This window comes from Aeromonas veronii, from assembly GCF_040215105.1.
Lineage (GTDB): Bacteria > Pseudomonadota > Gammaproteobacteria > Enterobacterales > Aeromonadaceae > Aeromonas > Aeromonas veronii_G.
The window spans coordinates 1,177,995-1,203,534 of record NZ_CP157875.1 but is presented as its reverse complement, the minus strand read 5'-3'; the positions used below and the strand labels follow the sequence as shown (position 1 = coordinate 1,203,534).

The 25,540-nt window shown below is 61.3% G+C and carries 22 protein-coding genes and 1 riboswitch; of the genes, 12 read left to right on the top strand and 10 right to left on the bottom strand.

Annotation, left to right across the window (positions count from 1 at the left end; genetic code table 11):
- Nucleotides 1-91: 91 nt before the first annotated feature.
- Nucleotides 92-1,648, top strand: a complete 1,557-nt coding sequence (locus ABNP46_RS05710; RefSeq protein ID WP_349921457.1) for a sensor domain-containing diguanylate cyclase — start codon at nucleotides 92-94, stop codon at nucleotides 1,646-1,648.
- A 33-nt stretch (nucleotides 1,649-1,681) separates the two neighbouring features.
- Complete coding sequence (gene rssA / locus ABNP46_RS05705; protein ID WP_349921456.1) at nucleotides 1,682-2,551, top strand: patatin-like phospholipase RssA; 870 nt, start codon at nucleotides 1,682-1,684, stop codon at nucleotides 2,549-2,551.
- 55 nt (nucleotides 2,552-2,606) lie between these two features.
- Here the strand turns inward: rssA and ABNP46_RS05700 are convergent, their stop codons facing one another.
- Nucleotides 2,607-3,968 carry a sodium-dependent transporter gene (locus ABNP46_RS05700; protein ID WP_349921455.1) on the bottom strand — a complete coding sequence of 454 codons (1,362 nt, stop codon included), beginning with the start codon at nucleotides 3,966-3,968 and terminating at the stop codon, nucleotides 2,607-2,609.
- A 198-nt stretch (nucleotides 3,969-4,166) separates the two neighbouring features.
- A complete protein-coding gene (locus ABNP46_RS05695) occupies nucleotides 4,167-4,433 on the bottom strand; it encodes a helix-turn-helix domain-containing protein (RefSeq protein WP_010673503.1) in 267 nt (88 codons plus the stop codon).
- 258 nt (nucleotides 4,434-4,691) lie between these two features.
- Here ABNP46_RS05695 and ABNP46_RS05690 point away from each other — a divergent pair, with 258 nt between their 5' ends.
- The 4 genes from ABNP46_RS05690 to ABNP46_RS05675 all read left to right on the top strand — a co-directional run bounded on the left by ABNP46_RS05690 (nucleotide 4,692) and on the right by ABNP46_RS05675 (nucleotide 9,333).
- The gene (locus tag ABNP46_RS05690; RefSeq protein ID WP_349921454.1) at nucleotides 4,692-5,285 is read left to right on the top strand and encodes a hypothetical protein; all 594 of its coding nucleotides are present in this window, start codon (nucleotides 4,692-4,694) and stop codon (nucleotides 5,283-5,285) included.
- A 303-nt stretch (nucleotides 5,286-5,588) separates the two neighbouring features.
- Nucleotides 5,589-6,608 (top strand): porin OmpA, encoded by a 1,020-nt coding sequence (ompA, locus tag ABNP46_RS05685; protein WP_349921453.1) that lies wholly within the window; start codon nucleotides 5,589-5,591, stop codon nucleotides 6,606-6,608.
- Between the two features lie 447 nt (nucleotides 6,609-7,055).
- On the top strand, nucleotides 7,056-8,057 hold the full coding sequence (gene ompA, locus ABNP46_RS05680) for a porin OmpA (protein ID WP_349921452.1): 1,002 nt from the start codon (nucleotides 7,056-7,058) through the stop codon (nucleotides 8,055-8,057).
- 229 nt (nucleotides 8,058-8,286) lie between these two features.
- Nucleotides 8,287-9,333 carry an OmpA family protein gene (locus ABNP46_RS05675; RefSeq protein WP_349921451.1) on the top strand — a complete coding sequence of 349 codons (1,047 nt, stop codon included), beginning with the start codon at nucleotides 8,287-8,289 and terminating at the stop codon, nucleotides 9,331-9,333.
- 94 nt (nucleotides 9,334-9,427) lie between these two features.
- On the opposite strand, the gene ABNP46_RS05670 is transcribed toward ABNP46_RS05675, so the two are convergent.
- Together ABNP46_RS05670 and ABNP46_RS05665 are read right to left on the bottom strand one after the other, a co-directional pair.
- A complete protein-coding gene (locus ABNP46_RS05670; RefSeq protein ID WP_349921450.1) occupies nucleotides 9,428-11,122 on the bottom strand; it encodes an NAD-dependent malic enzyme in 1,695 nt (564 codons plus the stop codon).
- A 55-nt stretch (nucleotides 11,123-11,177) separates the two neighbouring features.
- Nucleotides 11,178-12,035 carry a helix-turn-helix transcriptional regulator gene (locus ABNP46_RS05665; RefSeq protein WP_349921449.1) on the bottom strand — a complete coding sequence of 286 codons (858 nt, stop codon included), beginning with the start codon at nucleotides 12,033-12,035 and terminating at the stop codon, nucleotides 11,178-11,180.
- A 120-nt stretch (nucleotides 12,036-12,155) separates the two neighbouring features.
- On the opposite strand from ABNP46_RS05665, the gene ABNP46_RS05660 reads away from it, so the two are divergent.
- A complete protein-coding gene (locus tag ABNP46_RS05660; RefSeq protein WP_349921448.1) occupies nucleotides 12,156-13,535 on the top strand; it encodes an MATE family efflux transporter in 1,380 nt (459 codons plus the stop codon).
- 120 nt (nucleotides 13,536-13,655) lie between these two features.
- A complete protein-coding gene (locus tag ABNP46_RS05655; protein ID WP_349921447.1) occupies nucleotides 13,656-13,904 on the top strand; it encodes a DUF2498 family protein in 249 nt (82 codons plus the stop codon).
- 69 nt (nucleotides 13,905-13,973) lie between these two features.
- On the opposite strand, the gene ABNP46_RS05650 is transcribed toward ABNP46_RS05655, so the two are convergent.
- Nucleotides 13,974-15,473 carry a methyl-accepting chemotaxis protein gene (locus ABNP46_RS05650; protein ID WP_349921446.1) on the bottom strand — a complete coding sequence of 500 codons (1,500 nt, stop codon included), beginning with the start codon at nucleotides 15,471-15,473 and terminating at the stop codon, nucleotides 13,974-13,976.
- 178 nt (nucleotides 15,474-15,651) lie between these two features.
- Nucleotides 15,652-16,782 carry a GGDEF domain-containing protein gene (locus tag ABNP46_RS05645; RefSeq protein ID WP_349921445.1) on the bottom strand — a complete coding sequence of 377 codons (1,131 nt, stop codon included), beginning with the start codon at nucleotides 16,780-16,782 and terminating at the stop codon, nucleotides 15,652-15,654.
- Between the two features lie 246 nt (nucleotides 16,783-17,028).
- Here ABNP46_RS05645 and ABNP46_RS05640 point away from each other — a divergent pair, with 246 nt between their 5' ends.
- Entirely contained in the window at nucleotides 17,029-18,429 is a 1,401-nt protein-coding gene (locus ABNP46_RS05640; protein WP_349921444.1) for a nucleobase:cation symporter-2 family protein, read from the top strand.
- Nucleotides 18,430-18,520: 91 nt separating this feature from the next.
- Complete coding sequence (locus tag ABNP46_RS05635) at nucleotides 18,521-19,237, top strand: lipoyl protein ligase domain-containing protein (RefSeq protein ID WP_349921443.1); 717 nt, start codon at nucleotides 18,521-18,523, stop codon at nucleotides 19,235-19,237.
- Between the two features lie 107 nt (nucleotides 19,238-19,344).
- Here the strand turns inward: ABNP46_RS05635 and ABNP46_RS05630 are convergent, their stop codons facing one another.
- Nucleotides 19,345-20,721, bottom strand: a complete 1,377-nt coding sequence (locus tag ABNP46_RS05630) for an alanine/glycine:cation symporter family protein (protein WP_349921442.1) — start codon at nucleotides 20,719-20,721, stop codon at nucleotides 19,345-19,347.
- A 250-nt stretch (nucleotides 20,722-20,971) separates the two neighbouring features.
- Nucleotides 20,972-21,082: riboswitch (glycine riboswitch) on the bottom strand.
- A gap of 508 nt (nucleotides 21,083-21,590) precedes the next feature.
- On the opposite strand from ABNP46_RS05630, the gene ABNP46_RS05625 reads away from it, so the two are divergent.
- Entirely contained in the window at nucleotides 21,591-22,739 is a 1,149-nt protein-coding gene (locus ABNP46_RS05625) for a type III PLP-dependent enzyme (protein ID WP_349921441.1), read from the top strand.
- Between the two features lie 71 nt (nucleotides 22,740-22,810).
- Here the strand turns inward: ABNP46_RS05625 and ABNP46_RS05620 are convergent, their stop codons facing one another.
- From ABNP46_RS05620 to yfcD, 3 genes are all read right to left on the bottom strand, one after another.
- Nucleotides 22,811-23,779: a calcium/sodium antiporter gene (locus tag ABNP46_RS05620; protein ID WP_349921440.1), complete on the bottom strand. Its 969-nt coding sequence runs from the start codon at nucleotides 23,777-23,779 to the stop codon at nucleotides 22,811-22,813.
- 124 nt (nucleotides 23,780-23,903) lie between these two features.
- Nucleotides 23,904-24,377, bottom strand: coding sequence for a peroxiredoxin (locus ABNP46_RS05615; RefSeq protein ID WP_349921439.1), 474 nt, complete (start codon nucleotides 24,375-24,377; stop codon nucleotides 23,904-23,906).
- Between the two features lie 209 nt (nucleotides 24,378-24,586).
- Nucleotides 24,587-25,087, bottom strand: a complete 501-nt coding sequence (gene yfcD / locus ABNP46_RS05610; protein ID WP_349922395.1) for an NUDIX hydrolase YfcD — start codon at nucleotides 25,085-25,087, stop codon at nucleotides 24,587-24,589.
- A gap of 208 nt (nucleotides 25,088-25,295) precedes the next feature.
- Here yfcD and ABNP46_RS05605 point away from each other — a divergent pair, with 208 nt between their 5' ends.
- Nucleotides 25,296-25,511 carry a DUF1107 family protein gene (locus ABNP46_RS05605; protein ID WP_349921438.1) on the top strand — a complete coding sequence of 72 codons (216 nt, stop codon included), beginning with the start codon at nucleotides 25,296-25,298 and terminating at the stop codon, nucleotides 25,509-25,511.
- Nucleotides 25,512-25,540: the final 29 nt, after the last annotated feature.

Genomic DNA, 25,540 nt, shown 5'->3' with positions numbered 1-25,540 from the left:
ACTAACGGCCATCAAAATGACATCCAACAAAGATGCGCCGGGTTTTGTGCCTTACACTGATGAGCCACAACTCAGTAGTTCCGGTGCGTTTATGTCCAGATTGAGCCAAGCCTTCGCCAGGTACCGTCTGCAGTGGTTGCTGCTGGGCCTGAGCAGTCTCCTGCTCGTTCTCTCCTTGCTGCACACCTTCAACCAGATCACCGATGTAAACAGCCGCGATACCCACCACATGGCCGCCGAACTGCGATCCCAATTCCAGGAGATGGAGGCCTTTCTGGAATCCATGCGGGGCCAGGCCGAGGAGCGTCTGCGCAGCCACCCCCAGTCAATCCTCTCCCGCCACCTCTACCAGTCCCTGCGCGTCGATGGTGCACGGCAGATAGCCCTCGATCAGGTGCCTGCCGACCTCCCCCCCGCCCTCATCGGCAACCTGACGGGGCTTGGCCCACTGCCGGCACCGGGTAGTGAGCGGGAAGATCTCTTCCACCTGGCGCTGAGCCTCTCTCCCCTGCTCTCCACCGCCAGCAAACTGCTGGACGGCGAGGTGGCCTGGATCTACTTCACCGGCATCGACAACTTCATCTACCTCTATCCCTGGGTGCCCTCCAGCCGGTTTCACTTCGATCCGGCCATCTATGACAAGCCATTCTGGCAGGATGTGCTAATCCAGCAGTCGCCGCGGTTGCACGTCAGCCTCTCGCGCCCGTATCAGGACTTCGCCGGCCGAGGGCAGATGATTACCCTGTCCCAACCCATCGTTAAAGGTCAAAAAGTGGTGGGGCTGCTCAGCATCGATATATTACTCGAAAAACTCGACCAGGCCCTGCAACAGCCCGCCCCCCAGCTGGGCACATCGTTTCTGGTCAACCAGCACGGGCAGCTGCTGGCCCGCAGCCAGCCCGGTGAGGCCCCGCTGCGCTTCAATGTCGACCAGGGCAGCGACTATCAGTGGCAACAGGGGGCCTTTCAGCTGACCCAGGCCATTCCCGATACCCAGCTCGTCCTGATCCATCGCATCCCGCCATTCTCCCTGTTCAAGGCGCTGATCTCCCAGTCGGTCACCGCCCTCGTCACCCTGCTCTGCCTGGTGATAGCCACCCTCTCCAGCCTCCGGGCCATGCGCCTCAATCAGCGTCTGAAATACCTCTCCCGCCACGATGCGCTCACCGGGGCCTTCAATCGCCACCACTTCGCAGCTCTCGAGCAGAAATGGGCCCGAAGCGGCGCCCACACCACGGGGGCCATCATGTTTGATTGCGACCATTTCAAACGGGTCAACGACACCTTTGGCCACGGGGTTGGCGATCAGGTGCTGATCCAGCTGGTCCGCATCACCCAATCCCTGAAGAACGTGGGCAATACCCTCATCCGTTGGGGCGGGGAGGAATTTCTGCTGCTGGTGAGCGACGAACACGCCTCCCTCGCAGATCTGGTGGAGCAGCTCAGGATCGCCATCGCCGATCACCCCTGGACGGAGATTGCCACCGGGCTCAGCGTGACGGTCAGCCTCGGCCATCACCGCCAGCGCGCAGGCATCAGCTTGCACGAATCCATACGCCGAGCGGATCACGCCCTCTACCGCGCCAAAGCCAATGGCCGCAATCGCAGCGAAACCTGGCAGGATGACGACCAGCAGAAGCAGGAGTAAGCTGGAGCCTTCATTCATCCAAGGAGACGCACTGTGTCACGAAAACCCCGTCTGGGACTGGCTCTGGGCAGCGGCGCTGCCCGGGGCTGGGCACACATAGGCATCATACGGGCGCTGGAGCGGCTCGGCGTCAAACCGGATCTGGTGGCGGGCTGCTCCATCGGCAGTTTCGTGGGCGCCGCCTATGCCGCCGGCGAGCTGGACAAGCTGGAGAGCTGGGTCCGCGGCTTCACCCGTTTGCAGGTGATGGGGCTGCTCGATCCCGCCCTCTCCGGTGGCCTGTTTCGCGGTGACAAGGTGTTTGGCATCGCCGCCAATCACTTAGGCGATCCCCCCATCGAGAGCCTGCCCATCCCCTTTGCCTGCGTCGCCACCGAGCTCAACACCGGCCGGGAGATCTGGCTGCAAGAGGGGCCACTGCGCCAGTGCGTGCGCGCCTCCTGCGGCATGCCCGGCGTGCTCACCCCTACCCGCATCGATGATCAGTGGCTGGTGGATGGCGCCGTGGTCAACCCGGTGCCCATCTCCCTGGCCCGCGCCATGGGGGCCGAGGTGGTGATCGCCGTCAACCTCAACGCCGACATGCACCAGCCCTGGGCTGACGACTCCGACGAACCCGCCCAGGGCGGCTTGCTCAGCCAGTGGCTGAACCGGGGAGAACGCGAGCCCAGCACCCCGGGCATGTGGAGCGTGATGACGGGCTCCATCAACATCATGCAGGAGCGCATCACCCGTGCCCGCATGGCCGGTGACCCCCCGGAGATCCAGCTCTGCCCGCGCCTTGGCAGCTTCTCCATCATGGACTTCCACCGGGCGAGCGATGCCATCAACGAGGGGGAGGCCTGCGTCGAGCGCAATCTGGAACAGTTGAAGGAAGAGCTCTCCCGCCTCAGGATCCTCTGATCCCCCAAGAAAAAGAGCGCCCGCAGGCGCTCTTTTTTCATCTCTCCAACTCGCCTCAGAACAGGCCCAGCCCCTTGAGCATCACCACCAGGATCAGCAGTGGTGAGACGTAACGGATGATGAAGAAGAGGGGTTTGAGGATCCTTATCTCCAGCTGGCCGTCGTTGGTCAGGGCCATCTCCATGCGCTCGAAGCCCCAGACCCAGCCGACGAACAGGCAGAGCAGTATGCCGCCAAGGGGCATGAGCACGTTGGAGGAGAGGTAATCGAACAGATCGAAGACTGTTTTGCCGGCGATCTGCACGTCCGCCAACGTGCTGTTGGAGAGGGCGCAGGTCGACCCCACCGCGCCCAGTACCAGCAAGTTGATGAGCGTCGCCTTCTTGCGGCTCATGTGGAATCGCTCCGACAGCACCGAGACCGGCACCTCCAGGATGGAGAGCATGGCGCCGGTGGCCGCGATGGCGGAGAGCACGAAGAAGAGCACCATGAACAGGTGACCAAACGGAATGCTGGCAAACACCGCCGGAATGGTGATGAACAAGAGGGAGGGTCCGGCCGAGGGCTCGAAACCAAAGGCGAATACCGCCGGGAAGATGGCGATCCCCGCCAGCATGGAAACGAACAAGTCCGCGCACATCACCCGCACCGTGGTCAGCGGGATATGCTGATCGTCCCGGAAATAGCTGCCATAGGTCATCATGCAGCCCATGCCGATGGAGAGCTTGAAAAATGCCAGCCCCATGGCGGTGAGGACTACGCCGGCGGTGATCTTGGAAAAATCCGGAGAGAACAGAAAACGCAGCCCCTCGCTCGCCCCCGGCAGGGTCAGGCTGCGCAGACCGATGATCAGCAAAAGGATGAAGAGCACCGGCATCAACCGCTTGGTTACCGCTTCTATCCCCTTGGCGACCCCCATCAGCAAGATGCCCCCCATCAGCGCCAGCACCAGCCACTGCCAGAGCAGGCTCTGCAACGGGTTGGCGATCAGTGCCCCGAAGGCCGCCCCGGTGACCTTGGGATCGGTGGAGAGGATGGAGCCGTCGATCGCCTTGAAGATGTAGGCAAACACCCAGGCCGCCACCTCGGAATAGAAGGACATGATGAGGAAGGCCGCCGTCACCCCCATGGCCGCAATCAACCACCAGGGTTGCCCCTTTGGCGCCAGCTTGATGAGCCCCGTCACCGCATCGGATTTTGCCTGACGCCCCAGCATGATCTCGGAGATCATCACCGGCAGTCCCACCAGCAGGGTGGCGATGACATAGACCAGCAGGAAACCCGCACCGCCATTCTCGCCAGTCAGATAGGGAAACTTCCAGATGTTGCCAAGACCCACGGCCGAGCCCAGGGTGGCGGCCAGAACGCCGAAGGTACTGGTGAAGCCATCTCTGGCCTGGTGGGTGGTGTGACTCATGCTCGTCTCGCTGTATGTATCCCGGGAAGGCCCCGTTCAAAGAGTCGGAATTCTCTGAAAATAGCGCCAGCGAGCAAGGAGTTTTGGTTTAAATCACTACTTGGAACACAGTAAACAGGATTTAATTAATACAGAATTGAAAATGATGGATAAAAAAATGCCGCCCCGTAGGCGGCACTTTCATCTCGGCTCAATCACTCAAGCCTTGGCAATGTCGTCCGGACCGATCTGACCGATTTCGGCGACTTTCTTGTCGGCCAGCAGCCAGAGGGTGAACTTGTGCAGATCCGGGTGGTGAGCCAGGGCGACCAAGAAGGCGCCACCAACTTCACGATAACCCAGTTCATAGTTTTTCAGGGTGGTGGGGGGGACACCCAGCAGATCGGCAAACTTGGGACGGCTCAGGCCAACCGCTTCGCGGATCTGACGGATCTTCTTGCCAACAGTTACGATGTTTGAATTCATGTGTTCCATACTCCGTTTGGCGGATTGACTCCACCTTTATTTTTCGCGACGACTCGTAGTCAAGTGTATCAGTTTTGAACGGACTCGTTATGGTCGAGCCTCTATCTTTAATCAGCGTCTTTCGACGACAACCCTAACAAACATCGGGGATGGTAATCGCTGTGCCGCCTCAGGTAAACAGTCTCGAAGAGAAACCTTTATGGTTGCCATGGTCATCCCCCGTATAATCCGCCAGTTATCCCTTTAAGAGTAATCAGCATGGTTTTCCCCGGTATAATCTCCCGTCTCCACCCCGATTCAGACCCCAGCAGCCTGCCTCGCCAACTCCATCAGGGCCAGCAGAGCCGGGCTGAGGCTTTTTGGCTGCCCGCCTCCTTGCAAAGCGAGGCGGCATCGGTATTGGCGGCCCTCTCAGACAAGAGCAGCCTGTATCTGGAGCAGCCCGCCGCCGTGCCCCTGCGCAGTCACGATGGCGTCTTGCAAGAAGATGGCAGCCTGCTGCTTGGCAATGGCCATCGCATGACACTCGCCTGCGAGATGGGGGACGGGGGGATCGTCCCCGAACAGGCTCTTGGCGAGATGACGGCCTGGCTGGAAGCGGGACATTTTCATTTCATCTGTTCAGCTGCAATTCAACCAGTGGCACGGGCCATTCTCAATATCTGGCCCCTCGACCCCTATCTCGCCCGTCATTTTTTGCTCAGTTTCACACCCTTGCAGTGCGAAGCAACTGAGGCCGACTATCTGGCGGTATTTGCAGCGAGGGAATTGGGGACAACCTCCGAGAACAGCTGGGTTCAGGCCTATTTGAAGCTTGAAAAGAAACTGCACCGTGCCTACTTGGATCACTAATTAATTCTGATAAACAGCCAGTTATCCCTACGACACAATCTGCCCTATCGATTATCTGTGAGCTTGATCATGTTTTGAAATGGGCTTAGAGTGCGCCACGTCATCGGAATGACACGGCTGTTTGTAGTGGAACGCTCATTGGTGACAATGCGAACCATTCACATGTGCACCCAAATGCGTGCCTCCTGGAAGGAACCGGGATCCCTGCCCGATTCAACCATCGTTAGTCGGCAGAGCCAGCAGCTTACATAAATTAAAAAGTGCGAAGCACGTCATACGTGCCATCTCAACGAGGATAATTTTATGATGAAAATGGCTCCTTCCCTGATTGCCATCGCTATGGCTACCATGGGTGCAACCGCAGCGCACGCCGCTGATGATTTCTACTTCGGTGCCGGTGTTGGTGCTACCCACTTCAACGGTCTGAACAAGATCGAAGGCGTGACCAACGGCGAAGAAGACGCAACTGCCGTCAACGTATTCACCGGTTACAACTTCAACGAGTACTTCGGTTCCGAGCTGGGCTACCAGTACACCGGCCGTGGTAACACCGATGGCAACCGTTACGAAAGCCAGGGTGCCACCCTGTCCGGTATCGCTCGTCTGCCGCTGGGCAACGACTTCTCCCTGTTCGCTGAAGGCGGCGCCTACTGGGGCCACACCGACGGTATGGGCACCAGCGATACCAAAGTATCCCCGCTGGCTGGCGCCGGTGTGACCTACAAGGTCAACGACGCTCTGGATCTGCAAGCTCGTTACCGTTACATGTGGGACGTGGCTGCTCTGGAAGCCGGTGGCGTGAGCTACAAGGCCAACCAAAGCATCGCGACTCTGGAAGCCGTATACCACCCGTTCCGTTCTTCCTACGTAGAGCCGGCTCCGGCTCCGGTTGTTGAAGAAGCTCCGGCTCCGGCTCCGCAAGTTGTCGAGAAGAACTTCGCCCTGAACTCCGACGTGCTGTTTGCCTTTGGCAAAGACACCCTGAAGCCGGAAGGTCAGGATGCCCTGAACGCTCTGTACCAGCAGATCGTTGAGTTCCAGCCGAAAGACGGCAGCGCCGTTGTTGTTGGTTACTCCGACCGTATCGGTTCTGACGCCTACAACCAGAAGCTGTCCGAAGCTCGTGCCCGCACCGTTGCCAACTTCCTGGTCAGCAAGGGTATGGCTGCCAGCAAGGTTGCCGTTGAAGGTCGTGGCGAAGCCAACCCTGTCACTGGCACCAAGTGCAACAGCGTCAAGGGCAAGAACGAGCTGATCTCCTGCCTGGCTCCGGACCGTCGTGTAGAAGTGCGCGTCTCCGGCGTTCAAGAAGTTCAGCAATAATCTGATTTCATTCAGATAATGCAAAAAGGGGGATGCCACGGCATCCCCCTTTTGCTTGTCTGCGTCTGGCCCTGCTCTGGCGTCAGCTTCTGTCTTATCTCCGTGGCGCCATGATTGCGTCAGCTTTCCTGCCACTCGGCCCCCCGCTCCCGTCTTCCTCACCACGCCATCACTTGTTGCTTATCTGTTCAGAAACTTGATCATCCCGAGTCAAAAGAATACAGTTATTCGGCTTGTAAGACATTGGATGAACTATTAAAAGTGCTTAAAGCCCGGTTAGTTGTCCATGGAGTTAAGGCTTCATGAGAATCCTGGTTACCATCCATTTTTTATTCAGGCCGCCCGTGATCACCTCACGGAGTCGCAACATGAAGTGTCATTTGCGATCGGTATAACAAAAGAGTGCGCAGTACGCCCATAGCACGGCAACTCAACGAGGATAAAATGATGAAAATGAAAATGGCACCAACCCTGATTGCTCTGGCTATCGCAGCCATGGGAACTTCCACCGCCCAGGCGGCCGATGACTGGTACACCGGTATGGGTGCTGGTTGGGCTTATGGCCACGATCTGGACAGCTTCGGTCTGGATGCGGACAAGGACGCTACCGCCCTGTCCCTGTTCGGTGGTTACAACTTCACCGAGAACTTCGGTGCCGAGCTCGGTTACCTCTATGCCGGCAAGGCCGGTGTGGATGGCGTCGACTTCAAGACTCAGGGTGCGACCCTCTCCGGTATCGCTCGCCTGCCCATGGGTGACATCTTCTCCGTCTTCGCCGAAGGCGGTGCCTACTTCAACCACGTCAACGGCAACGGTGACAGCGACAACGGCACCTCCCCGCTGGCGGGTCTGGGCCTGAGCGCCAAGCTCTCCGATCTGCTGGATCTGCAAGCCCGTTATCGCTACATCTGGGATCTGGGTGACGAGCAGAAGACCTGGAAGACCGACATGAGCGTCGCCACGCTGGAACTGGTGATGCACCCGAACCGCAAGGCCTATGTGGCACCTGTCGCTGCACCGGCGCCGGAACCCGTACCCGAGCCCGTCGTGGTCGACAAGAGCTTCTCCCTGAGCTCTGACGTGCTGTTTGCCTTCGGCAAGTCCAGCCTGAAACCGGAAGGGGCTGCCGCACTCAACACCCTGTATCAGCAGATCGTTGAAGTTCAACCCAAGGACGGCAGCGCCGTGGTCGTCGGTTACACCGACCGCATCGGCTCCGATGCCTACAACCAGAAGCTGTCTGAAGCCCGTGCCCGCACCGTGGCCGACTTCCTGGTTGGCAAGGGCCTCCCGGCCGGCAAGGTCTCCATCCAGGGTCATGGCGAAGCCAATCCGGTCACTGGCAACCAGTGTGACGGGGTCAAGGGCAAGAACCAGCTGATCTCCTGCCTGGCACCGGACCGTCGCGTGGAAGTCCGCGTCACCGGCGTACAGGAAGTCCAGCAGTAAGCGATGCCATAACACACAAAAAAAGGGGCCGTTCGGCCCCTTTTTCATTGTTGCTGATTTTTCTTCACTCTCACCAGGCCCATCGCCCTTATTGCCTGCCCACTCACAAATTCTCCATACAGATGCGTCACTTAAGTGGTTAATGCGCGATGATCGCCTATACATAATGGTGGTTTATATAACAAAGGGCTGGGAGCCCTATAACACCCAACATCGACGAGGAAACGCGATGAACATAAGACTGAAACCCGTATGGATTGCATTGGCACTGGCGACGGGAGCGGCTCAGGCGGCCCCCGTCCACGACTGGTATCTGGGGGCCGGGGGAGGCTGGGCCATCGCCCATGACATCAACGACTTCAGCCAGGATGTCAGCAAGGATGCCACCGCTATCACCGCCTTCGGTGGCTACAACTTCACCGAGAACCTGGGGGCCGAGCTCGGCTACCTGTCGACCGGTGACTGGGACATCGCCGGCAACGACTTCAGCAGTCAGGGCGCCACCCTGTCGGTGATAGGTCGCCTGCCCCTCGGGGACATCTTCTCGGTATTTGCCGAGGGCGGCGGCTACATCTACCACGTCAAATCCGTCAACGGGGGAGATGACAACCTGGCCCCGTTGGCTGGTCTGGGGCTGACCGCCAAGCTGCACGACTGGGTCGACATCCAGGCGCGCTATCGCTATCTGGTGCGGGTCGGGGATGATCCGGACAACGACAAGGTCGGCAGTGGCACCCAGCGCTGGGTCAGCGACATCAGCACCGCCACCATAGAGCTGGTGCTGCACCCCAATCGTACCGTGGCCGTCGTGCCGGTTGCCGCCCCCCTGGTGGCCGCCCCGCCTCCCACCCCCGAACCGGTGGATCAGACCTTCAACCTGAGTTCGGACGTGCTGTTCGCCTTTGGCAAGGCGGATCTCAAGCCTGAAGGCATGAGTGCACTCGAAGATCTGTATCAGCAGATCGCCGACATCAAACCCAAGGATGGCAACGCCGTGGTGATGGGTTACACCGATCGCATCGGCTCGGATGCCAACAACCAGGCGCTGTCCGAAGCCCGGGCTCGCACCGTAGCTGACTTCCTGATCGGCAAGGGGCTGCCCGCCGACAAGGTCAGCATCGAAGGACATGGGGAGAGCAACCCGGTCACCGGCGTTCAGTGCGACGCCGTCAAGGCCAGAGCCGCCCTCATCGACTGCCTGGCCCCGGATCGCCGGGTCGAGGTACGGGTGACCGGCGTGCAGGAAGCACCGGCAACCACGGCGCCGGCAGCCTGATCACCGCCTAACAGCCCCTCTCTTCTTCACCGCAACCGTGCACAAAAAAGGGATGCTGATGCATCCCTTCTGTTTTGCTGTTGTATCACCTTCGTCAGAAGGAGGTACGGCGATAGCGACGGTATTCCGGTCGCCAGAAGTTCGCCTCGATGGCTTGATCGATCACCTCGTCCGGGGTCTGCACCGCCTTGCCTTGCAGCATGGCGGTCTTGGCCACCATCTTGGCGATGTGGCGGGAGACCTGATGGATGTCCGCCAGATCCGGCAGCAGTGACCCCTCCTCCCCCTTCACCATGGGAGAGCACTCGGCAAGCGCCCGGCTGGCCGACATCAGCATGGCATCGGTTACCCGGTTGGCGCCGGAGGCGATCACCCCGAGACCAATCCCCGGGAAGATGAAGGAGTTGTTGCACTGGGCGATGACGTAGCGTTTGCCCTTGTGCTCCACCGGCGCGAACGGGCTGCCGGTCGCGACCAGCACCTGACCATCGGTCCAGCGGATGAGATCCGCCGGCGTCGCCTCCACCCGGGAGGTGGGGTTGGAGAGCGGGAAGATGATGGGACGGGCACAGTGCTTGTGCATGGTCTTGACCACCTCTTCGGTGAACAGCCCCGGCTGGCCGGAAACCCCGATCAGGATGTCAGGGCGACCGTGCTCCATCACCTCCAGCAGGGAGATGTTGTCCCCCACCGGCCAGTCTGCGATGCGCTCGACCGGCTGGGATAGCTTGCGCTGGAACGGCAGCTGGTTCGGGATCTTGTCGGTGATGAGGCCAAAACGGTCCACCATGAAGACCCGGCCACGGGCCTCGGCGTCCGTCAGCCCTTCAGCCTTCATCTGCGCCACTATCTGCTCGGCGATGCCGCAGCCGGCGCTGCCAGCCCCGAGGAAGGCGACCCGTTTCTCGGAGAGCTTGGCACCGGAGGCCTTGCAGGCGGCGATGAGGCTGCCCAGGGTGACCGCGGCCGTGCCCTGGATGTCGTCGTTGAAGCAGCAGAGCTCATCCTTGTAGCGGTTGAGCAGCGGGGTGGCGTTGCCCTGGGCGAAGTCCTCGAACTGCAGCAGGATCTCGGGCCAGCGGCGTTTGACCGCCTGGATGAAGGCATCGACGAACTCGTCGTACTCCTCCCCCGAGATGCGCGGATGACGCCAGCCCATGTAGAAGGGGTCGTTCAGCAGCTGCTGGTTGTTGGTGCCCACGTCCAGCACTACCGGCAGACAGTAGGCCGGGGAGATGCCGCCACAGGCGGTGTAGAGGGAGAGCTTGCCGATGGGAATGCCCATGCCGCCGATGCCCTGATCGCCAAGACCCAGGATCCGTTCGCCATCGGTGACCACGATGACCTTGACGTTCTGCTTGGTGGCGTTTTGCAGCATGTCATCGATCCTGTCCTTGTCCGGATAGGAGATGAAGAGGCCGCGCGCACGGCGATAGATGTTGGAGAACTCCTCGCACGCCTTGCCCACGGTCGGGGTGTAGATGACCGGCAGCATCTCGGGCAGGTGATTGGTCAGCAGGCGGTAGAACAGGGTCTCGTTGGTGTCCTGGATATTGCGCAGGTAGATGTGCTTGTCCATGTCGTTGCCAAATGCCATGAACTGGCGATAGGCACGCACGGCCTGCTCTTCGATGGTCTCGATATTCTGGGGCAACAGACCTTCGAGGTTGAAGCTGCTGCGCTCTTCACTGGTGAAGGCGCTGCCCTTGTTGAGCAAGGGGGTCTCCAGCAGGGCCGGACCGGCGTAGGGAATGTAGAGAGGACGTTTCTGATTATTATCTTCAAACATGGATCGGTACCTTGACTGTGTGGCCCGCCGATCCTATGGGCTTGCGCCCCGAATTTCAAAGAGTTTGCGCATCCGTTGCAAAAGGTTTGCGACCCAGGCGACGAAAGGCGCCGGGGGTCTGACCAGTGAGGCGGCGAAAGCGATTCGCAAAGTTGGCCCCGTCGCTGTAGCCGACCCGGCTGGCGAGCTCGGCAAGGGGCCAGTTGGTGTAGAGCAGCAGCTGGCGCGCCTTGTTCATGCGAAGCTGGGTCAACCAGGCCATGGGGCCCATGCCAAAGGTCTGCCGGCAGAGCCGATGAAGATGGGGCACCGAGCAGGCCATCTCGCTGGCGAGCAGGGCCACGCTCCAAGGTTCGTCCAGGCGCGCCTCCACCCGTCGGAACAGCGCCTGCAACCGCAGCTCGGGGGTGCCACGCACCTCCCCCTGCAGGGCCCTGTCCAGCAAGGCCAGCAGCAGGCTCAGCAGTTGGGGCTGCAGGGGGGATCTCACCCCTTCTCCCTGCATCAGGCTGAGCAGATGATAAAACTGCTCCCCCTCCTCCCCCAGCCAGATGCGATGGCCCAGCCGGTGCAGGTGACGCCAGCGCGGCACGTCATCGAGCAGGATCCAGCTGGTCTGCCACTGTTTCCCCGCAAGGCGCAGCCCTCCCGGCACGGCGGCGGGCAGAAACACCAGGGCCCCCGCCGGGATGGGCTGCTCTCCGGCATCGGTGAGCAGCACCCCGCCCTCCCCGTGGCTCACCATCAGGATGTGAAACTCGGGACGGTTGCGACGGATGAGGTAGTGATCCCGGATATGGGAGAGGCCGGTCAGAAAGATGCCCGCCTCCCCGAGCAGGGGCAAGCCCTCTCGCCCCAGCATCCGCTCATCACAACCCGGGGCGATTTCCAGGCATTCGCTCGCAAAGATCATGGCACCTCAACAAGATAGTTTTGCACAAGAAAGCAGAGAGTCACTCACAGTGAGAAGCCTCGCAACTCCCCCTATCATACCCCCGATGAATATCATCTTTTACCAACCCGGTTAACAGATATGAATTATTGGCAAGCGATTTTAAAACAAACCACCGATCGCGAGTTCATGACCCGATTGTGGCGACTGGCGCTGCCGGTCTCGCTGCAATCCATGATGTTCTCCCTGCTCGGCCTCATCGACATCATGATGGTGAGCCAGCTTGGCACCACGGCCGTGGCGGCAGTCGGCTTGGGTAACCGGGTTTTCTTCTTCAACCTGCTGGTGATAGCGGGGCTCTCGGGCGGGGTCTCGGTATTGGCGGCGCAATATTACGGTCGCGGGGATCTGGCCGGGGTGCGCCGCTCCCTGGCGCTGGCGCTGGTGGGGGCCCTGCTGGTGAGCCTGCCCTTCGCGCTGGTCTATGTGCTCGCGCCGGGCAGCGTGCTGGGCTTTGCCAGCCAGGATCCCGAACTGCGCCCCCTGGCGGACGAGTTTCTGATGATCACGGGGGCCACCATCCTCTGCACCGCCGTGGTGGTGCCGCTGGAGGCGGCCCTGCGCTCGGTGGGCAACGCGGCGGCGCCGACCCGCATCGGCATCATCGCCATCATCGCCAACGTCATCCTCAACTACGCCCTCATCTTCGGTAATTTCGGCTTCGAGGCCATGGGGGTCGCGGGGTCTGCCTGGGGCACGACCATCTCTCGCCTGCTGCAAACGGCGCTGCTGCTGACCTATGTGCTGCGCCAGGAGCCCAGGCTGGTGCCGCGCCTGGCGGACTGGCTCGCCGCCTTCAAGCGCAAGGAGGTGGTGCGCTTCACCCTGATCGCCCTGCCGCTGCTGCTGCACGACGGGCTCTGGGCCTTCGGCATGCTGCTCTACGGCTTCCTCTATGCCCATCTTGGCACCGACTCCTTGGCCATCATGACCACCCTGGGGACACTGGAGAGCATTCTCATCTCCCTCTTCTTCGGGTTGGCGGTAGCCTGCTCCACCCTGCTCGGCCACCGGCTCGGTGCAGAAGAATATGAAGCCGCATGGCAGCACTCCCAGTTGTTCCTGCTGCTTGCACCAGTGGGCGCCTTGCTGGTCGGACTGTCGGTCTGGATGGTGCAGACCAATCTGCTGCAGTGGGTGGGCAACCTGCCCGCCGAGCTGATGGGGGAAGCGGGCCAGGTGCTCGCTATCCTCTGCATCGGCATGCTGCTCAAGGTGTTCAACATGGTGGGCATCGTCGGGGTGCTGCGCTCGGGCGGGGATGTGAACTACAGCATCTTCATCGATGTGGTGGGCATGTGGTGCATCGGTCTGCCGCTCGCCTGGGTGGCCGTCAGCCTGCTCGGCTGGCCTCTCGCCTGGGTGGTGGCCGTGGTGCTGCTGGAGGAGCTCGCCAAGGTACTGCTGGTGCAGCGCCGCATTCGTCAGCGCCGCTGGCTCAAGAATCTGGTCATGGGCTGATCGGGGCAAAATGCGGGGTCATATCAATGACAGAAAATCCCCTTTTGCAGTATGCTTTGCCCTCTTCAATCAGTGACAGGGCGTGCCCTGCCCCGTCAGTAGTCGTTTAAGGAGACGAGCATGCAACCCGAAAAAGAGCTGATCACCGAGACTGCCCTGCTGGAGATGGCCAACACGATCATCCGGGAACACGAAGACTTCATCCACGGCATGCGCGCCGACGCCGTGGAGCAGAAGGGAGAGATCTTGGTATTCAAGGGCGAGTTCTTCCTCGGCGAAGATGGCACCCCGACCGGCAAGACCATGGCGGTGTTCAACATGTTCAAGCTGCTGGCCCAGCAGCTCTCCGGCAAGTATCGCCTGGCATAAGCCCGGGCTGCCCTCGTCAAAATGCCACCCCCGGGGTGGCATTTTGCTTTTCTGGCACGGGGCGAATCCTCATTCGTGAAAGGCGCGGCCGAGGTGCTCCAGTCGCTGTGCCAGCGGCGTCAGGCACTGGCTGCTGCGGGTCAGGGCCGTGATATTGCCGGCGTTGCACTCGGCAATCTGCTGGACCCGTCCAAGACACTCGCCTATCTCCCCCGAGACCTTGGATTGTGCCTGGGTGCTGGCCGCTATCTGGCCATTGAAACGGTTGATGTTGTCGATATCATCGGCCACCACCTGCAGCATCGCCACCGCCGACTGGCTGGCGAGGACACAGCGGCTCACTCCCTCCCGACTGAGCTGCATGGCTCCCGCCGCCTGACGGCTCCCCTGCTGGAGCCCCTCGATGATCTGCTGGATCTCGCGGGTGGAGACCGAGGTTTTCTGGGAAAGATGGCGCACCTCGTCGGCCACCACCGCAAAGCCCCGCCCCTGCTCGCCGGCCCTGGCCGCCTCGATGGCCGCATTGAGCGCCAGCAGATTGGTCTGCTGGGCGATGTCGTGAATGACTTCCAGCACCTTGCCTATCTGGGTGGCCTGCTCGGCCAGGGAGGTCACCGTCTTGTCGGTCTCATCCATGCACAGCGCCAGCGCCTCGATGTCCTGCCCGGTTTGCACCACGCTGGCCCGTCCCTTGCCCACCTGATCGCTGGCCTCATCGGCGCACTGCAGGGTCTGCTCGACCTGGGCGGTGATCTCCGTCATGGCCGAGAGCATGAGCGCCATGTCCTCGCTCATGCGGGCCACCTCCTCCAGCTGATCCCTGGCCCCCTCCTCCAGGGTCGACCCCGTCCGGGCCAGCTCCTGGCTCAGCCCTCCCAGATTGCGGCTGTCCCGTACCACGCCATCCACCAGGTTGGACACCTGCAGAAGAAAGTGATCGAAGCGCTGTCCGGAAGAGAGCCTGGCTACCTCGGAGCCGGTGTGGGCACCGGCCCCCTTGCTTAGCTGATTGGCCGCCATCAGCACCTTGCCGAGCACCTCCTGATTCTCGGTGGCATCGGCCAGGCTCAGGCGGGCCAGGTAGATGAGGATCCCGCTCTCTATCACCACGTAGAAGGCGTGCAGGAAGATCATCCCCCAACCGCCGTGGGACTGCATCACGTAGACCGGATACCCCGCGTGCTGCAACACATGAAACAGCACGTGGTGCACCGCGATCACCGCCGCCGCCACCACGATGGGCAGCCAGTCCCGGTAGAAGGTCAGCACCGCCAGCAACACGAAGATGCCGAAATGGATCTCGATGACCCCTCGCGCCTGATTGATGTGCAGCGCCGCCATCACCATCAGCCCTACCCCGATGAGGCAGCGCATCAACCGGCTGCCCCCCATCCCCCGATAGAGCGCCGTCAGCACGAGGCAAACCGGCGCCCCGATCAACGCCGTCTGCAGCCAGGTCTGGTGCCAGAAGGCCAATCCGGCAGAACAAAGCAGCGTAAACCAGAGTAAGCCCAGCATGATCCTGTCGCTGCTGCGATAATGCTCGCTAAAATCTGTGGTGGTCATCATGGGCTCTCTCCTTGAGGCATCAATCATTTCATCCTGTAACAGGATAGAAGCCGGCCAGAGCGCAGATGATTAAACTGTGAATAATCTTGGGGCGAGGGATGGGGTCCGTGACGTCCCTGCCAGGGATGGCAGGAGGGATGGACATTCACGCGGACCCCTCGCAGGGAGGAGGGGGTCGTCAAGCCACGCTGGAATTGAAGGGTTTGTTCAACAAGGCACTCTCGCTCATCACGCAATTGCGCCCCGCCATCTTGGCCAGATAGAGGCACTCGTCAGCCCGGTTGAGCAGGGCCTCGATGCCCTCCCCGCGCCGGGCCAGGGTCAGGCCGATGCTCACCGTCACCTCCAGCAGCTCGTCGGAAGTGGGGCTCTTCACCAGCCTGGCCTCCACCGCCACCCGCAGTCGCTCGGCCACCCGCTTGGCCTGCACCAGATCGCCACAGCCAGGCAGCAGGATGGAGAACTCCTCGCCACCGTAACGACCGAGCACCATGCCAGTCTCCAGCTGTTCGCCCAGGGTGCTCGCCACCTCCTTGAGCACCGCATCTCCCGCCAGGTGACCATAGGTGTCGTTGATGCGCTTGAAGCGATCCAAATCCAGCAGCAAGACGGCGAAGGGCTTCTGCTTGCTGAGCAGATCCCCCCTGGCTTTCTCGATCTGCTTCATCAGCAGCCGCCGGTTCATCATGCCGGTCAGCTCGTCCGTAGTGGATTCCCGATAGAGCTGAAGCAGCATATGGAGCTGACCGCACTGCACCCAGGCACTCGCCAGGGTGAACAGGGCCAGCAACCAGATCTGGTTGAGGGTCTGCAGGCTCCAGAGCGGCTGATCCACCAGCCACCAGTTGCCCGCCAGCATGGTGATCAGGATGCACCCCGCCAGCTGCAAGCTGAGAGAGAGGGGAATGGGGAAGATGGCAAACAGGCTGATGAGCAGATAGGGAAACGCCATGTACCCCGCCTGCAACTCCTCTTCCGAGCCGAAAGTGCGCAGGCAGATGAGGGAGAACAGCATCATCACCGCCATCAGGTAGCCGAGCGCCAGTTTCATACGAGTGCGCTTGAAGTGAATGAGGTAGGAGAAGGGGATGAGCGGCGAGAGTGCCAGCAGGCAGAAGACCCGCGCCTGGAGCAGGGCATCGAACTGGGCCGAAGGCAGGGTCAGCCAATCCACCAGCGCCCAGCTGGGGATCCCTATCATCAGCAGACAGGTCAACAGCCGCAGACGGGCCGTCATGAAGCCCATTCGGGTCAGGGTAAAATCTTCAGAATGGGCGTTGGCGCTCCAAAACTCCGACAACTTCAGCATCCAGAGTCTCCACATGACAACTGAGCGCTCATTCTACACCGTCCTCACCCGGATACAGCAGCAGGGGCCAGATTTATCCATCGGAGAGCATCACGCAAACCGGCAGATCATAATCATCACGCGCAAACGTTTCAACCCATCCAAAAATAAACCTTTTCCCGCTCAATTAGCGCTGGTCAGCGCCATTTCAGCCACTACAATAGCGCCCAATTTTTCTCCCCCTCCCCCACAAAATTTGAGGTATTTATGGAACAGGCAGCCGTTTCGCGCGCTCCCGTCGCTGAGCCACATCCCCCCAGGCGCCCCCACAGCGAACTGGTCTACGGCATCGAGGAGGTTCCGCCCCTGCCCCAGACCCTGTTTGCCGCCCTGCAGCATATGCTCGCCATGTTTGTCGCCATCATCACCCCGCCCCTCATCATCGCCAATGCCCTCGGCCTCCCTGCCGCCGACACCCGCTATATCGTCTCCATGTCCCTGGTCATGTCCGGCATCGCCTCCTTCATCCAGACCCGTCGCTTCGGCCCCATCGGCTCCGGCCTGCTGTCGGTACAGGGCACCAGCTTCAACTTCCTCGGCCCCATCATCGCCTCCGGCCTCGCCCTCAAGCAGGCGGCCATGCCCACCGAAGATCTGCTGGGCACCCTGTTCGGCACCATGCTGGCGGCGGCCCTCACCATCGTCGTGATGAGCCGCTTCCTGCATCTGGTCAAGCGGATCATCACCCCGCTGGTGACCGGCATTGTCGTGCTGCTCATCGGCCTGACCCTGATCAAGGTGGGTCTCATCAGCATGGGGGGCGGCTACGGGGCACTGGCCGATGGCAGCTTCGCGAGCCACACCAACCTCTTCCTCTCCCTGCTGGTGCTCGGCCTCATCGTGCTGCTGCAGCGCAGCCGCAACCCCTGGTTGCGCCTCTCCGCCATCATGATCGCCATGCTGGTGGGCTACGCCGTGGCGCTGATGCTGGGCAAGGTGAGTGCCCCCCACTTCGATGGCCCCCTGGTGATGGTGCCCATCCCGCTGCACTACGGCCTCGGCTTTGACTGGCACCTGTTCGTGCCGCTGGCCATCATCTTCGTGGTGACCGCGCTAGAGGCCATCGGCGACATGACGGCGACCTCCGACATCTCGGGCGAGCCATTGGAAGGACCCGTCTACATGGCGCGGATCAAGGGCGGGGTGCTGGCCGACGGGGCCAACTCCATGCTGGCAGCGCTCTTCTCCACCTTCCCCATGTCCACCTTCGCCCAGAACAACGGCGTCATTCAGCTGACCGGGGTGGCCAGTCGCCATGTCGGCCTCTTCATCGCCGCCATGCTGGCCCTGCTTGGCCTGTTCCCGGCGGTGGCGAGCCTGGTGCAACAGATCCCCGAACCCGTGCTCGGCGGTGCCACCATCGTCATGTTCGGCACCATCGCCGCCGCCGGGGTGCGCATCATCTCCCGCGAGGAGCTGGATCGCCGCGCCCTGATGATACTGGCGGTGTCGCTGGCCATGGGTCTCGGGGTCGCCCAGGTCCCCGAGGTGCTGCAGCACCTGCCGGAGCTCGCCAAGAGCGTGCTCTCCTACGGCGTCGCCACCGGCGGCCTCACCGCCATCATCTTGAATCTGCTGCTGCCAAAACGCAGCCCGGCCCACGCCTGATCCTTTCCAGCGAGGCCCCGCCATGCGGGGCTTTACCTCCCTGCCCGCCACGGGTACTGTGCTTGGCAGCCTCTGCTTCAGGATGCCCCTCATGCCCTATCCCCTGCTGCCCTCCCCGCCCGTCCACCATACGCCTGCCCAGATCCTGGCCCAGGAGCAGCAGTGGCTGTGGGATTGTGCCCATGACGGGCTGTCCCGCGCCCACCTCTGGCAGGGGCCCCAGTGCCTTATCGTCACTCGCAAGGACATGCGCCTGCCGCACTATGAAAGCGCCTGCGCGCAACTCGCCGCCGAGGGCTGGCCCGTGTTCGTGCGCGACAGCGGTGGCACCGCCGTGCCCCACGGTGCCGGCATCCTCAACCTGTCGCTGCTGCTGCCGCGTACCACCACGGATCTCGGCCACTATTACCAACGACTGGGGGAGCCGCTGCTGACCCTGCTGGAAGAACATGGCCTCGCGGGCAGCTATGACTTCGTGCCCGGCTCCTTTTGCGACGGTCAGTACAATCTGGTGATCGGGGGCCGCAAGATCACCGGCACAGCCCAACGCTGGCTGGCACCGGGCCGGGATCATCAGGGCGCCGTGCTGGCCCAGGCCATGCTGCTTGTGGCCGGCGACGTGGATGAAGGCACTCGGATGGCGAGCCGCTTCTACGAGCTGGCGGGGGGTGAACAGCGCTTCCTGCCCGGCACCTCGACCACCCTCGCCCACGCCATCCGCTGGCCGGGTAGTGACGAGGAGCTGGTAAACAAGGTGCGAGCGCGTCTCGAGAGCCTGTTGACTGAAGGGCGACGCTCCTTACCCTGACTCTTTCCCGGAAAGAGGGGAAAGCGCTAGCTCATACCAATGGCGAAGCGCATAAAAAAGCCACGACCCGGGTCGTGGCTTTTTCTTGGCATCCGGCTCAACCAGACTCAGGCGGCCTGCGGCTCGGGCTCGCTTTCGCTGTCCCGATCCCGGCTAAAATAGGCGCGGGTCTCGGCGATCACCACGTGGCGCAAGCCGATGAGGCCGATGAGGTTTGGCACCGCCATCAGGCCGTTGACAATGTCAGCCAAGAGCCAAATCAGGTCCAGATGGAGGAAGGCGCCGCTCGCCACCAGCACCAGATAGACGAGGCGGTAGGGCCTGATGGCCTTGACCCCGAACAGGTACTCGGTGCAGCGCTCGCCGTAGTAGTTCCAGCCGAGGATGGTGGTGAAGGCAAAAAACAGCAGGCCGATGCTCACCAGGTACTGGCCGATGTGGGCATCCAGCCCCTGGGCGAAGGCTGCGCTGGTCATGGCGGCGCCGCTGAGATCCCCGCTCCAGACCCCGGTCACCACCAGGGTCAGCCCGGTCATGGTGCAGATGATCAGGGTATCGATGAAGGTCCCCGTCATGGAGACCAGCCCCTGCTCCACGCAGGAGTCGGTCTTGGCCGCCGCCGCCGCGATGGGGGCCGAGCCCAGACCCGATTCGTTGGAGAAGACCCCCCGCGCCACCCCGGACTGGATCGCCAGCATGATGCCGGCGCCGACGAAACCGCCGGTGGCCGCATGGCCGGTGAAGGCGCTGTTGATGACCAGCAATACCGCATCCGGCAGGACGCTGGCGTTGTTCACCAGCACCCCAAGACAGGCGAAGATGTAGAAGATGGCCATGAAGGGTACCACCTTGCTCGACACGCTGGAGATGGACTGGATCCCCCCGAGCGTCACCAGGCCGACGATCAGGGTCAGCACCACGGCGGTGGCTTCACGGGGCACCGAAAACGAGAGGCTCATGGCATCCGAAATGGCGTTGACCTGGGGGAAGGTGCCGATGCCGAAGAAGGCGACGCCGATGCCAAACAGGGCAAACAGCTTGGCCAGCGGCTTGGAGCCGAGCCCCTTCTCCAGGTAGTACATGGGGCCGCCCGCCATCTGGCCGTTGGCATCCTGCTGGCGATATTTCACCGCAAGCAGACACTCGGCGTACTTGGTAGCCATGCCGAACAGGGCCGCCATCCACATCCAGAACAGGGCACCCGGGCCGCCGAGCTTGATGGCGGTGGCGACCCCGACGATGTTGCCGGTACCGATGGTGGCGGAGAGCGCGGTGCAGAGTGCGCCGAAGCTGGAGACATCCCCCTGCTTGCCATGACCCTGATCGCGACCGAATACCAGTCGCAGGGCGAGGGGCAGACGCACGATCTGAAGCAAACCCAATCGCAGGGTGAGATAGATGCCGGTACCGACCAGCAGAATAAGCAGGGGCGGACCCCAGACAAAGCTATCGATGGCGCTGAGCGCCGATTGAATTGATGACATGCATCCTCCTTAAAAAACAACGATTAAGGAGGAGAAGGATGATCTTCCCGTAGGTGTCGCGATCGGCCAGAGGCGATCGGATGCGGGCCAAGAACTTGTTCACGCTCTTACTGCGAGGCCGTGATCAAGGCTCATGTGCTGCTAGGAATCCTCACGTATATCTATACGCTCCGGTTCCTGCACTGCTCTTTACCTTGCTGACGACCTCTCATTACAGATCGTGAACAGTTCTAAGCTCAGGTACAACCATCCCATCCCCTCTGTCCTTTTGCCTGAGAGTTTCCGGCCCCGGATTGCGATGCAATCACGGTGCCTTGCTCCTTCGGCGCCCGATTTAACGGGTCTCTCCAGAGTATCGTCCAGTAGCAGTCCACACCGGTTGCCCGGTACCTGAAAGATTCACTTCTTCGGTGGATGGTCCCCCATCGCTCTCCTGCTACCTTCATCCGAACTAGTTTGGATTAGGAAGCAGGCATGGTAATCCAAAAATTGTGAGCTGTCTCCCATTCGCCCCCCTGCCCCAGTGCTTTTTTCCCATTCACTTCCTTGTCGGGGGAAATGCTAAATGTTTGTTAACTATCAACAGGTTATATCTCCAGATTGGGCTCACCGTTCTCCGATGCCAGATTGATGCTTTTATATTGATAGCGCCTTTCGTCTCGACCAGAAAAACTCGCCAACATATCCAATCAAAATGCTTGCACATAAACGCGATTGCCCGATAATCCCGCGCATAACTAAGCACTTTGCATTCAAGTTATGCACAGTGTCTGGTTGGTCCCTCCGGACCACTCGCCTGAGCCGGCCGTCGCCGGTTCAATCGCATATGGCTTGGGCATTTCACGCCCCCTAAGGATTTTCAAAAGAGAATGAACGAGACCCTGGTCGCACAAGATTACCGCTCGCTGGTTGAACAATTTGGCTCCCCCCTGCTGCTGCTCGACAAGGCAGCCGTCCGCAAACAGTACCGGGCACTGGCCGCCGCCCTGCCCGATGTGCGTTTGCACTATGCACTCAAACCCCTGCCCCACGAGGCGGTGGTCTCTGTCTTGAAGGAAGAGGGGGCCTGTTTCGATCTGGCCACCAATGGCGAAGTTGATCTGGTGCGCAGCCAAGGGGTTCGTCCTGGCCGCTGCATCCACACCCACCCCATCAAGCGCGACAGCGACATTCGATATGCGCTGGAGTTCGGCTGCACCGTGTTCGTCTATGACAACCCGCTGGAGCTGGATAAATTCCTGCCCTACAAGGATGAGGTGAAGCTGCTGCTGCGCGTCAGTTTCCCGAACCCGGAGACCAAGGTCGATCTCTCCAAGAAGTTCGGTTGCACCCCGGAGCAGGCGCTGCCCCTGCTGCAACTGGCCCAGGCCAAGGGCATCAAGGTGATGGGGCTCTCCTTCCATGTCGGCTCCCAGGTACCCCACGCCCGTCGCCACGTACAGGCTATCGATGCCTGCCGCGAGATCATGGAGCAGGCCTGGGAACTCGGTCTCAAGCCCTGGGTACTGGATATCGGTGGCGGTTTCCCGGTGGATTACGAGGGCGGTGAATTCGACATCGACGGCTTCTGCGCCCCCATTCGCGAGGCGCTGGCGAAGCTGCCTGCCACCGTACAGAAGATTGCAGAGCCGGGCCGCTTCATCAGCGCACCGGCCATGACCTCGGTGGCGAGCGTGATGGGCAAGGCCCACCGCGGCGACAAGATCTGGTACTACCTGGATGACGGTCTCTACGGCAGCTACAACGGCCAGCTCTACGACCACGTCACCTACCCGGTCAGCACCCCCTATGCCAGTGGTGCGCTGCACAACGCCGTGCTCTCCGGCCCCACCTGCGACAGCGTGGACGTCATCCGGGACGGTATCATGCTGCCGGATCTGGAGATCGGCGAGCTGGTCATCGGCCGGGTGATGGGGGCCTACACCTGGGCTTCCGCCTCCACCTTCAACTTCTTCCCCAAGGCGAGCATCCTTATTCTGGACAGCGCCCAGAAGCAGAAACTGGTAGCAGTAGCCTGATTTAGCGAAACAACACACCAAAAAAAGAGGGGGAAGCATCAGCTTCCCCCTCTTTTTTCATCACCAAGGCGTCAGACAAACTGACTGCCCAGCAGCCAGGCGGTGTAGGCCACGAAGATGGCGAGCAACAGCCCCCCTTCCACCCGGTTGATCCGCCCCTGTCCCTTGCGGCCCAGACACATCACCAGCAGCAGCAGGGTCAGCCCCATCATCACGGACCAGTCGCGAGAGAGCACGGCCGGATCGACATCCAGTGGGGCGATCCCCGCGGCGATGCCCACCACAGCCAGGGTGTTGAACAAGTTGGAGCCGAGCACGTTGCCAAGGGCCAGATCGTGCTCCTTCTTGCGAATGGCGATGAGCGACGAGGCCAGCTCCGGCAGCGAGGTGCCCACCGCCACTATGGTCAGGCCAATCACCAGATCGCTGATGCCAAGCGCCTGGGCAATCGTCACCGCCCCCCAGACCAGCAGACGGGAGGCGACGATGAGCAGCACCAGCCCGAGCACCAGCCAGAAGATGGCGCTCTTGAGGGACATGTCCTCGCTGCCGATGGCATCGCTGGTGTCCGAGTCCAGGGCATCCCCCTTGCTGCGCATGCCTTCCCAGATGGACCACCCCATCAGCACCAGGAACACGGCCCCCAGGATCAGGGCATCCATACCGCCCAGATGGCCATCGACGAGCAGGGCACCGGAGAGCAGGGTGATGCCGAGCAGGATGGGGATCTCCTTGCGAACCACCTGAGAGGAGACGGCGATGGGGCTGATAAGGGCGGTCAGACCCAGGATCAGCGCGATGTTGGTGATGTTGGAGCCATAGGCGTTGCCAAGGGCCAGGCCGGGGTTGCCCTGGGAGGCCGCCAGTGCGGAGACCACCATCTCGGGAGCCGAGGTGCCAAAACCGATGATCACCATGCCGATCAGCAGCGGCGGCATGCCGGCATAACGGGCGGTCGCGGCGGCACCGTCCACAAATTTATCCGCACTCCAGACCAGCAGCGCCAGTCCGGCAATCAGGGCAACAAAAGCCAGGGTCATATTCTTCTATCTCATCGGCTGCAAACACGAGAGCCAGGCGCTGTGCCTGGCTCCATCCAAAAACGGGCCCAGTGTAGCGGGCCCTCTTGCTATTTCAAGCGTTAATCAACCAACGATTAACATTTCATAAAGCTGCCAGCAGACTCTCGGCATCGGACACCTCGAACTTGCCTGGGGCCTCCACAAACAGCTGCTCTACCACGCCATTGTCAGCAATCAGGGCGAAGCGCTGGGCACGCAGGCCACCGAAGGCACCGGTCTCCTTGGCAAGGCCGAGGGCCCGGGTCCAGCTGCCGTCACCGTCTGCCAGCATAGTAATGGCCGAGGCGTTCTGCGCCTCCTGCCAGGCCCGCATCACGAAGGCATCGTTCACCGAAAGGCAATAGATGGCATCCACCCCCTTGGCCTGGAACTGATCGGCCAGCACCACGTAGCCGGGAAGATGGGCGTTGGAACAGGTCGGGGTAAAGGCGCCGGGCACCGCAAACAGCACCACCCGCTTGCCCGCAAACAGGGCCTGGGTATCCTGTACCTGCTTGCCTTCGGCGGTGATGAAGGTGAACTCCCCTGCGGGCAGGGATTGGCCGACTGTGATCATGTGCACTTGTCCTTAACGGGCTGAAGAGGAGCCTCATTCTACTCCAAGGCGGCCCGGGGTGACACAAGGGTCGTTACGCCAGCAAACCGCCCCGGTGAGAGGTGGCGCTGGGGAGACGCTCCCTGCGGACACGGTTCAAGCCCGTGCTCCGCAGGGATGGCGGTAGGAAGAAGCGTGAGAGTGTAATTTGCTCTCGTAGCAACCCGGCGCTAACGGCGCGCCTGCCAGGTTGACACCGCCAGTAGAGAATCCGGGGTAAACTCATCGGCCCGCAGCGCTATCTCGGCCAGGCTCATCCAGTAGACGGCGCTCACCTCTTCCGCCTGCAGTTGCAAGGGCCCCTGATAACGGCAGCTGAACAGCCCGCCCCAGACCCGGTAAGCACAGCCATGGTCCTGCCCTTCCCCCTCGGCATAGAAGGTGCCAAAACTTTGCAACGGTACGTCCAGGATCCCGAGCTCCTCCGCCAGCTCCCGCCGGGCGCTCGGCTCCATCGCCTCCCCCGTGGTCACCACGCCGCCGGCACAGGCATCCAGCATGCCGGGACAGAAATCCTTGCCGAGCGTACGCCGCTGCACCAGGATGCGATCCTCATCGTCCAGCACCAGGATATAGCTGGCGCGGTGGCGCAGGTTCTCCCGCCGCACCCTGGCCCGATCGGCAACCCCGATCACGCGGTCCTGCTCATCTACTATGTCCACCCACTCCACACGAGACACCTTGTTGCAATCATCCAGTGAGCCGCAGTATATCGGGCATGCCCCCCACCCGAGCACAACTTTTACATGAGTCGGACACTTTGTTTGCCATCATCGAGATCAGGGAAAACCGAATTCATACGAAACTCCATAAGATGTCACATTAGTGTCACGGGATGGCGGCATAGTGTGCCCTGTCCAAGCAACGGGGTGTTTTACCATGAAGGTGTTCAAGCAGTTGTCTCCTCGCCAGATTGCCCGCTATATCAAGAGCTTCCACCACGGTAGCTTCATGATAGAGGCGCTGGGGCGATTCGAATTCAGCGGTGGAGCCATCGATTTGAAGACGCTGAGCTGCCATCAGGCCTTGCGGCTGGCCCGGCAGATCAACCTGGCGGTGCGGGATCTGCGCACCACGGCCCTGTTGCCTGGCTGACATACTCCTTTCCATCTGTAGTCTGCTTC

Bases quoted from the DNA above. Each gene is read 5' to 3' on its own strand.
- ABNP46_RS05710 (WP_349921457.1), top strand. From the start codon at position 92: ATGTCCAGATTGAGCCAAGCCTTCGCCAGGTACCGTCTGCAGTGGTTG.
- ABNP46_RS05700 (WP_349921455.1), bottom strand. From the start codon at position 3,968: ATGAGTCACACCACCCACCAGGCCAGAGATGGCTTCACCAGTACCTTC.
- ABNP46_RS05695 (WP_010673503.1), bottom strand. From the start codon at position 4,433: ATGAATTCAAACATCGTAACTGTTGGCAAGAAGATCCGTCAGATCCGC.
- ABNP46_RS05690 (WP_349921454.1), top strand. From the start codon at position 4,692: ATGGTTTTCCCCGGTATAATCTCCCGTCTCCACCCCGATTCAGACCCC.
- ompA (WP_349921453.1), top strand. From the start codon at position 5,589: ATGATGAAAATGGCTCCTTCCCTGATTGCCATCGCTATGGCTACCATG.
- ompA (WP_349921452.1), top strand. From the start codon at position 7,056: ATGAAAATGAAAATGGCACCAACCCTGATTGCTCTGGCTATCGCAGCC.
- ABNP46_RS05675 (WP_349921451.1), top strand. From the start codon at position 8,287: ATGAACATAAGACTGAAACCCGTATGGATTGCATTGGCACTGGCGACG.
- ABNP46_RS05670 (WP_349921450.1), bottom strand. From the start codon at position 11,122: ATGTTTGAAGATAATAATCAGAAACGTCCTCTCTACATTCCCTACGCC.
- ABNP46_RS05665 (WP_349921449.1), bottom strand. From the start codon at position 12,035: ATGATCTTTGCGAGCGAATGCCTGGAAATCGCCCCGGGTTGTGATGAG.
- ABNP46_RS05660 (WP_349921448.1), top strand. From the start codon at position 12,156: ATGAATTATTGGCAAGCGATTTTAAAACAAACCACCGATCGCGAGTTC.
- ABNP46_RS05655 (WP_349921447.1), top strand. From the start codon at position 13,656: ATGCAACCCGAAAAAGAGCTGATCACCGAGACTGCCCTGCTGGAGATG.
- ABNP46_RS05650 (WP_349921446.1), bottom strand. From the start codon at position 15,473: ATGATGACCACCACAGATTTTAGCGAGCATTATCGCAGCAGCGACAGG.
- ABNP46_RS05645 (WP_349921445.1), bottom strand. From the start codon at position 16,782: ATGCTGAAGTTGTCGGAGTTTTGGAGCGCCAACGCCCATTCTGAAGAT.
- ABNP46_RS05640 (WP_349921444.1), top strand. From the start codon at position 17,029: ATGGAACAGGCAGCCGTTTCGCGCGCTCCCGTCGCTGAGCCACATCCC.
- ABNP46_RS05635 (WP_349921443.1), top strand. From the start codon at position 18,521: ATGCCCTATCCCCTGCTGCCCTCCCCGCCCGTCCACCATACGCCTGCC.
- ABNP46_RS05630 (WP_349921442.1), bottom strand. From the start codon at position 20,721: ATGTCATCAATTCAATCGGCGCTCAGCGCCATCGATAGCTTTGTCTGG.
- ABNP46_RS05625 (WP_349921441.1), top strand. From the start codon at position 21,591: ATGAACGAGACCCTGGTCGCACAAGATTACCGCTCGCTGGTTGAACAA.
- ABNP46_RS05620 (WP_349921440.1), bottom strand. From the start codon at position 23,779: ATGACCCTGGCTTTTGTTGCCCTGATTGCCGGACTGGCGCTGCTGGTC.
- ABNP46_RS05615 (WP_349921439.1), bottom strand. From the start codon at position 24,377: ATGATCACAGTCGGCCAATCCCTGCCCGCAGGGGAGTTCACCTTCATC.
- ABNP46_RS05605 (WP_349921438.1), top strand. From the start codon at position 25,296: ATGAAGGTGTTCAAGCAGTTGTCTCCTCGCCAGATTGCCCGCTATATC.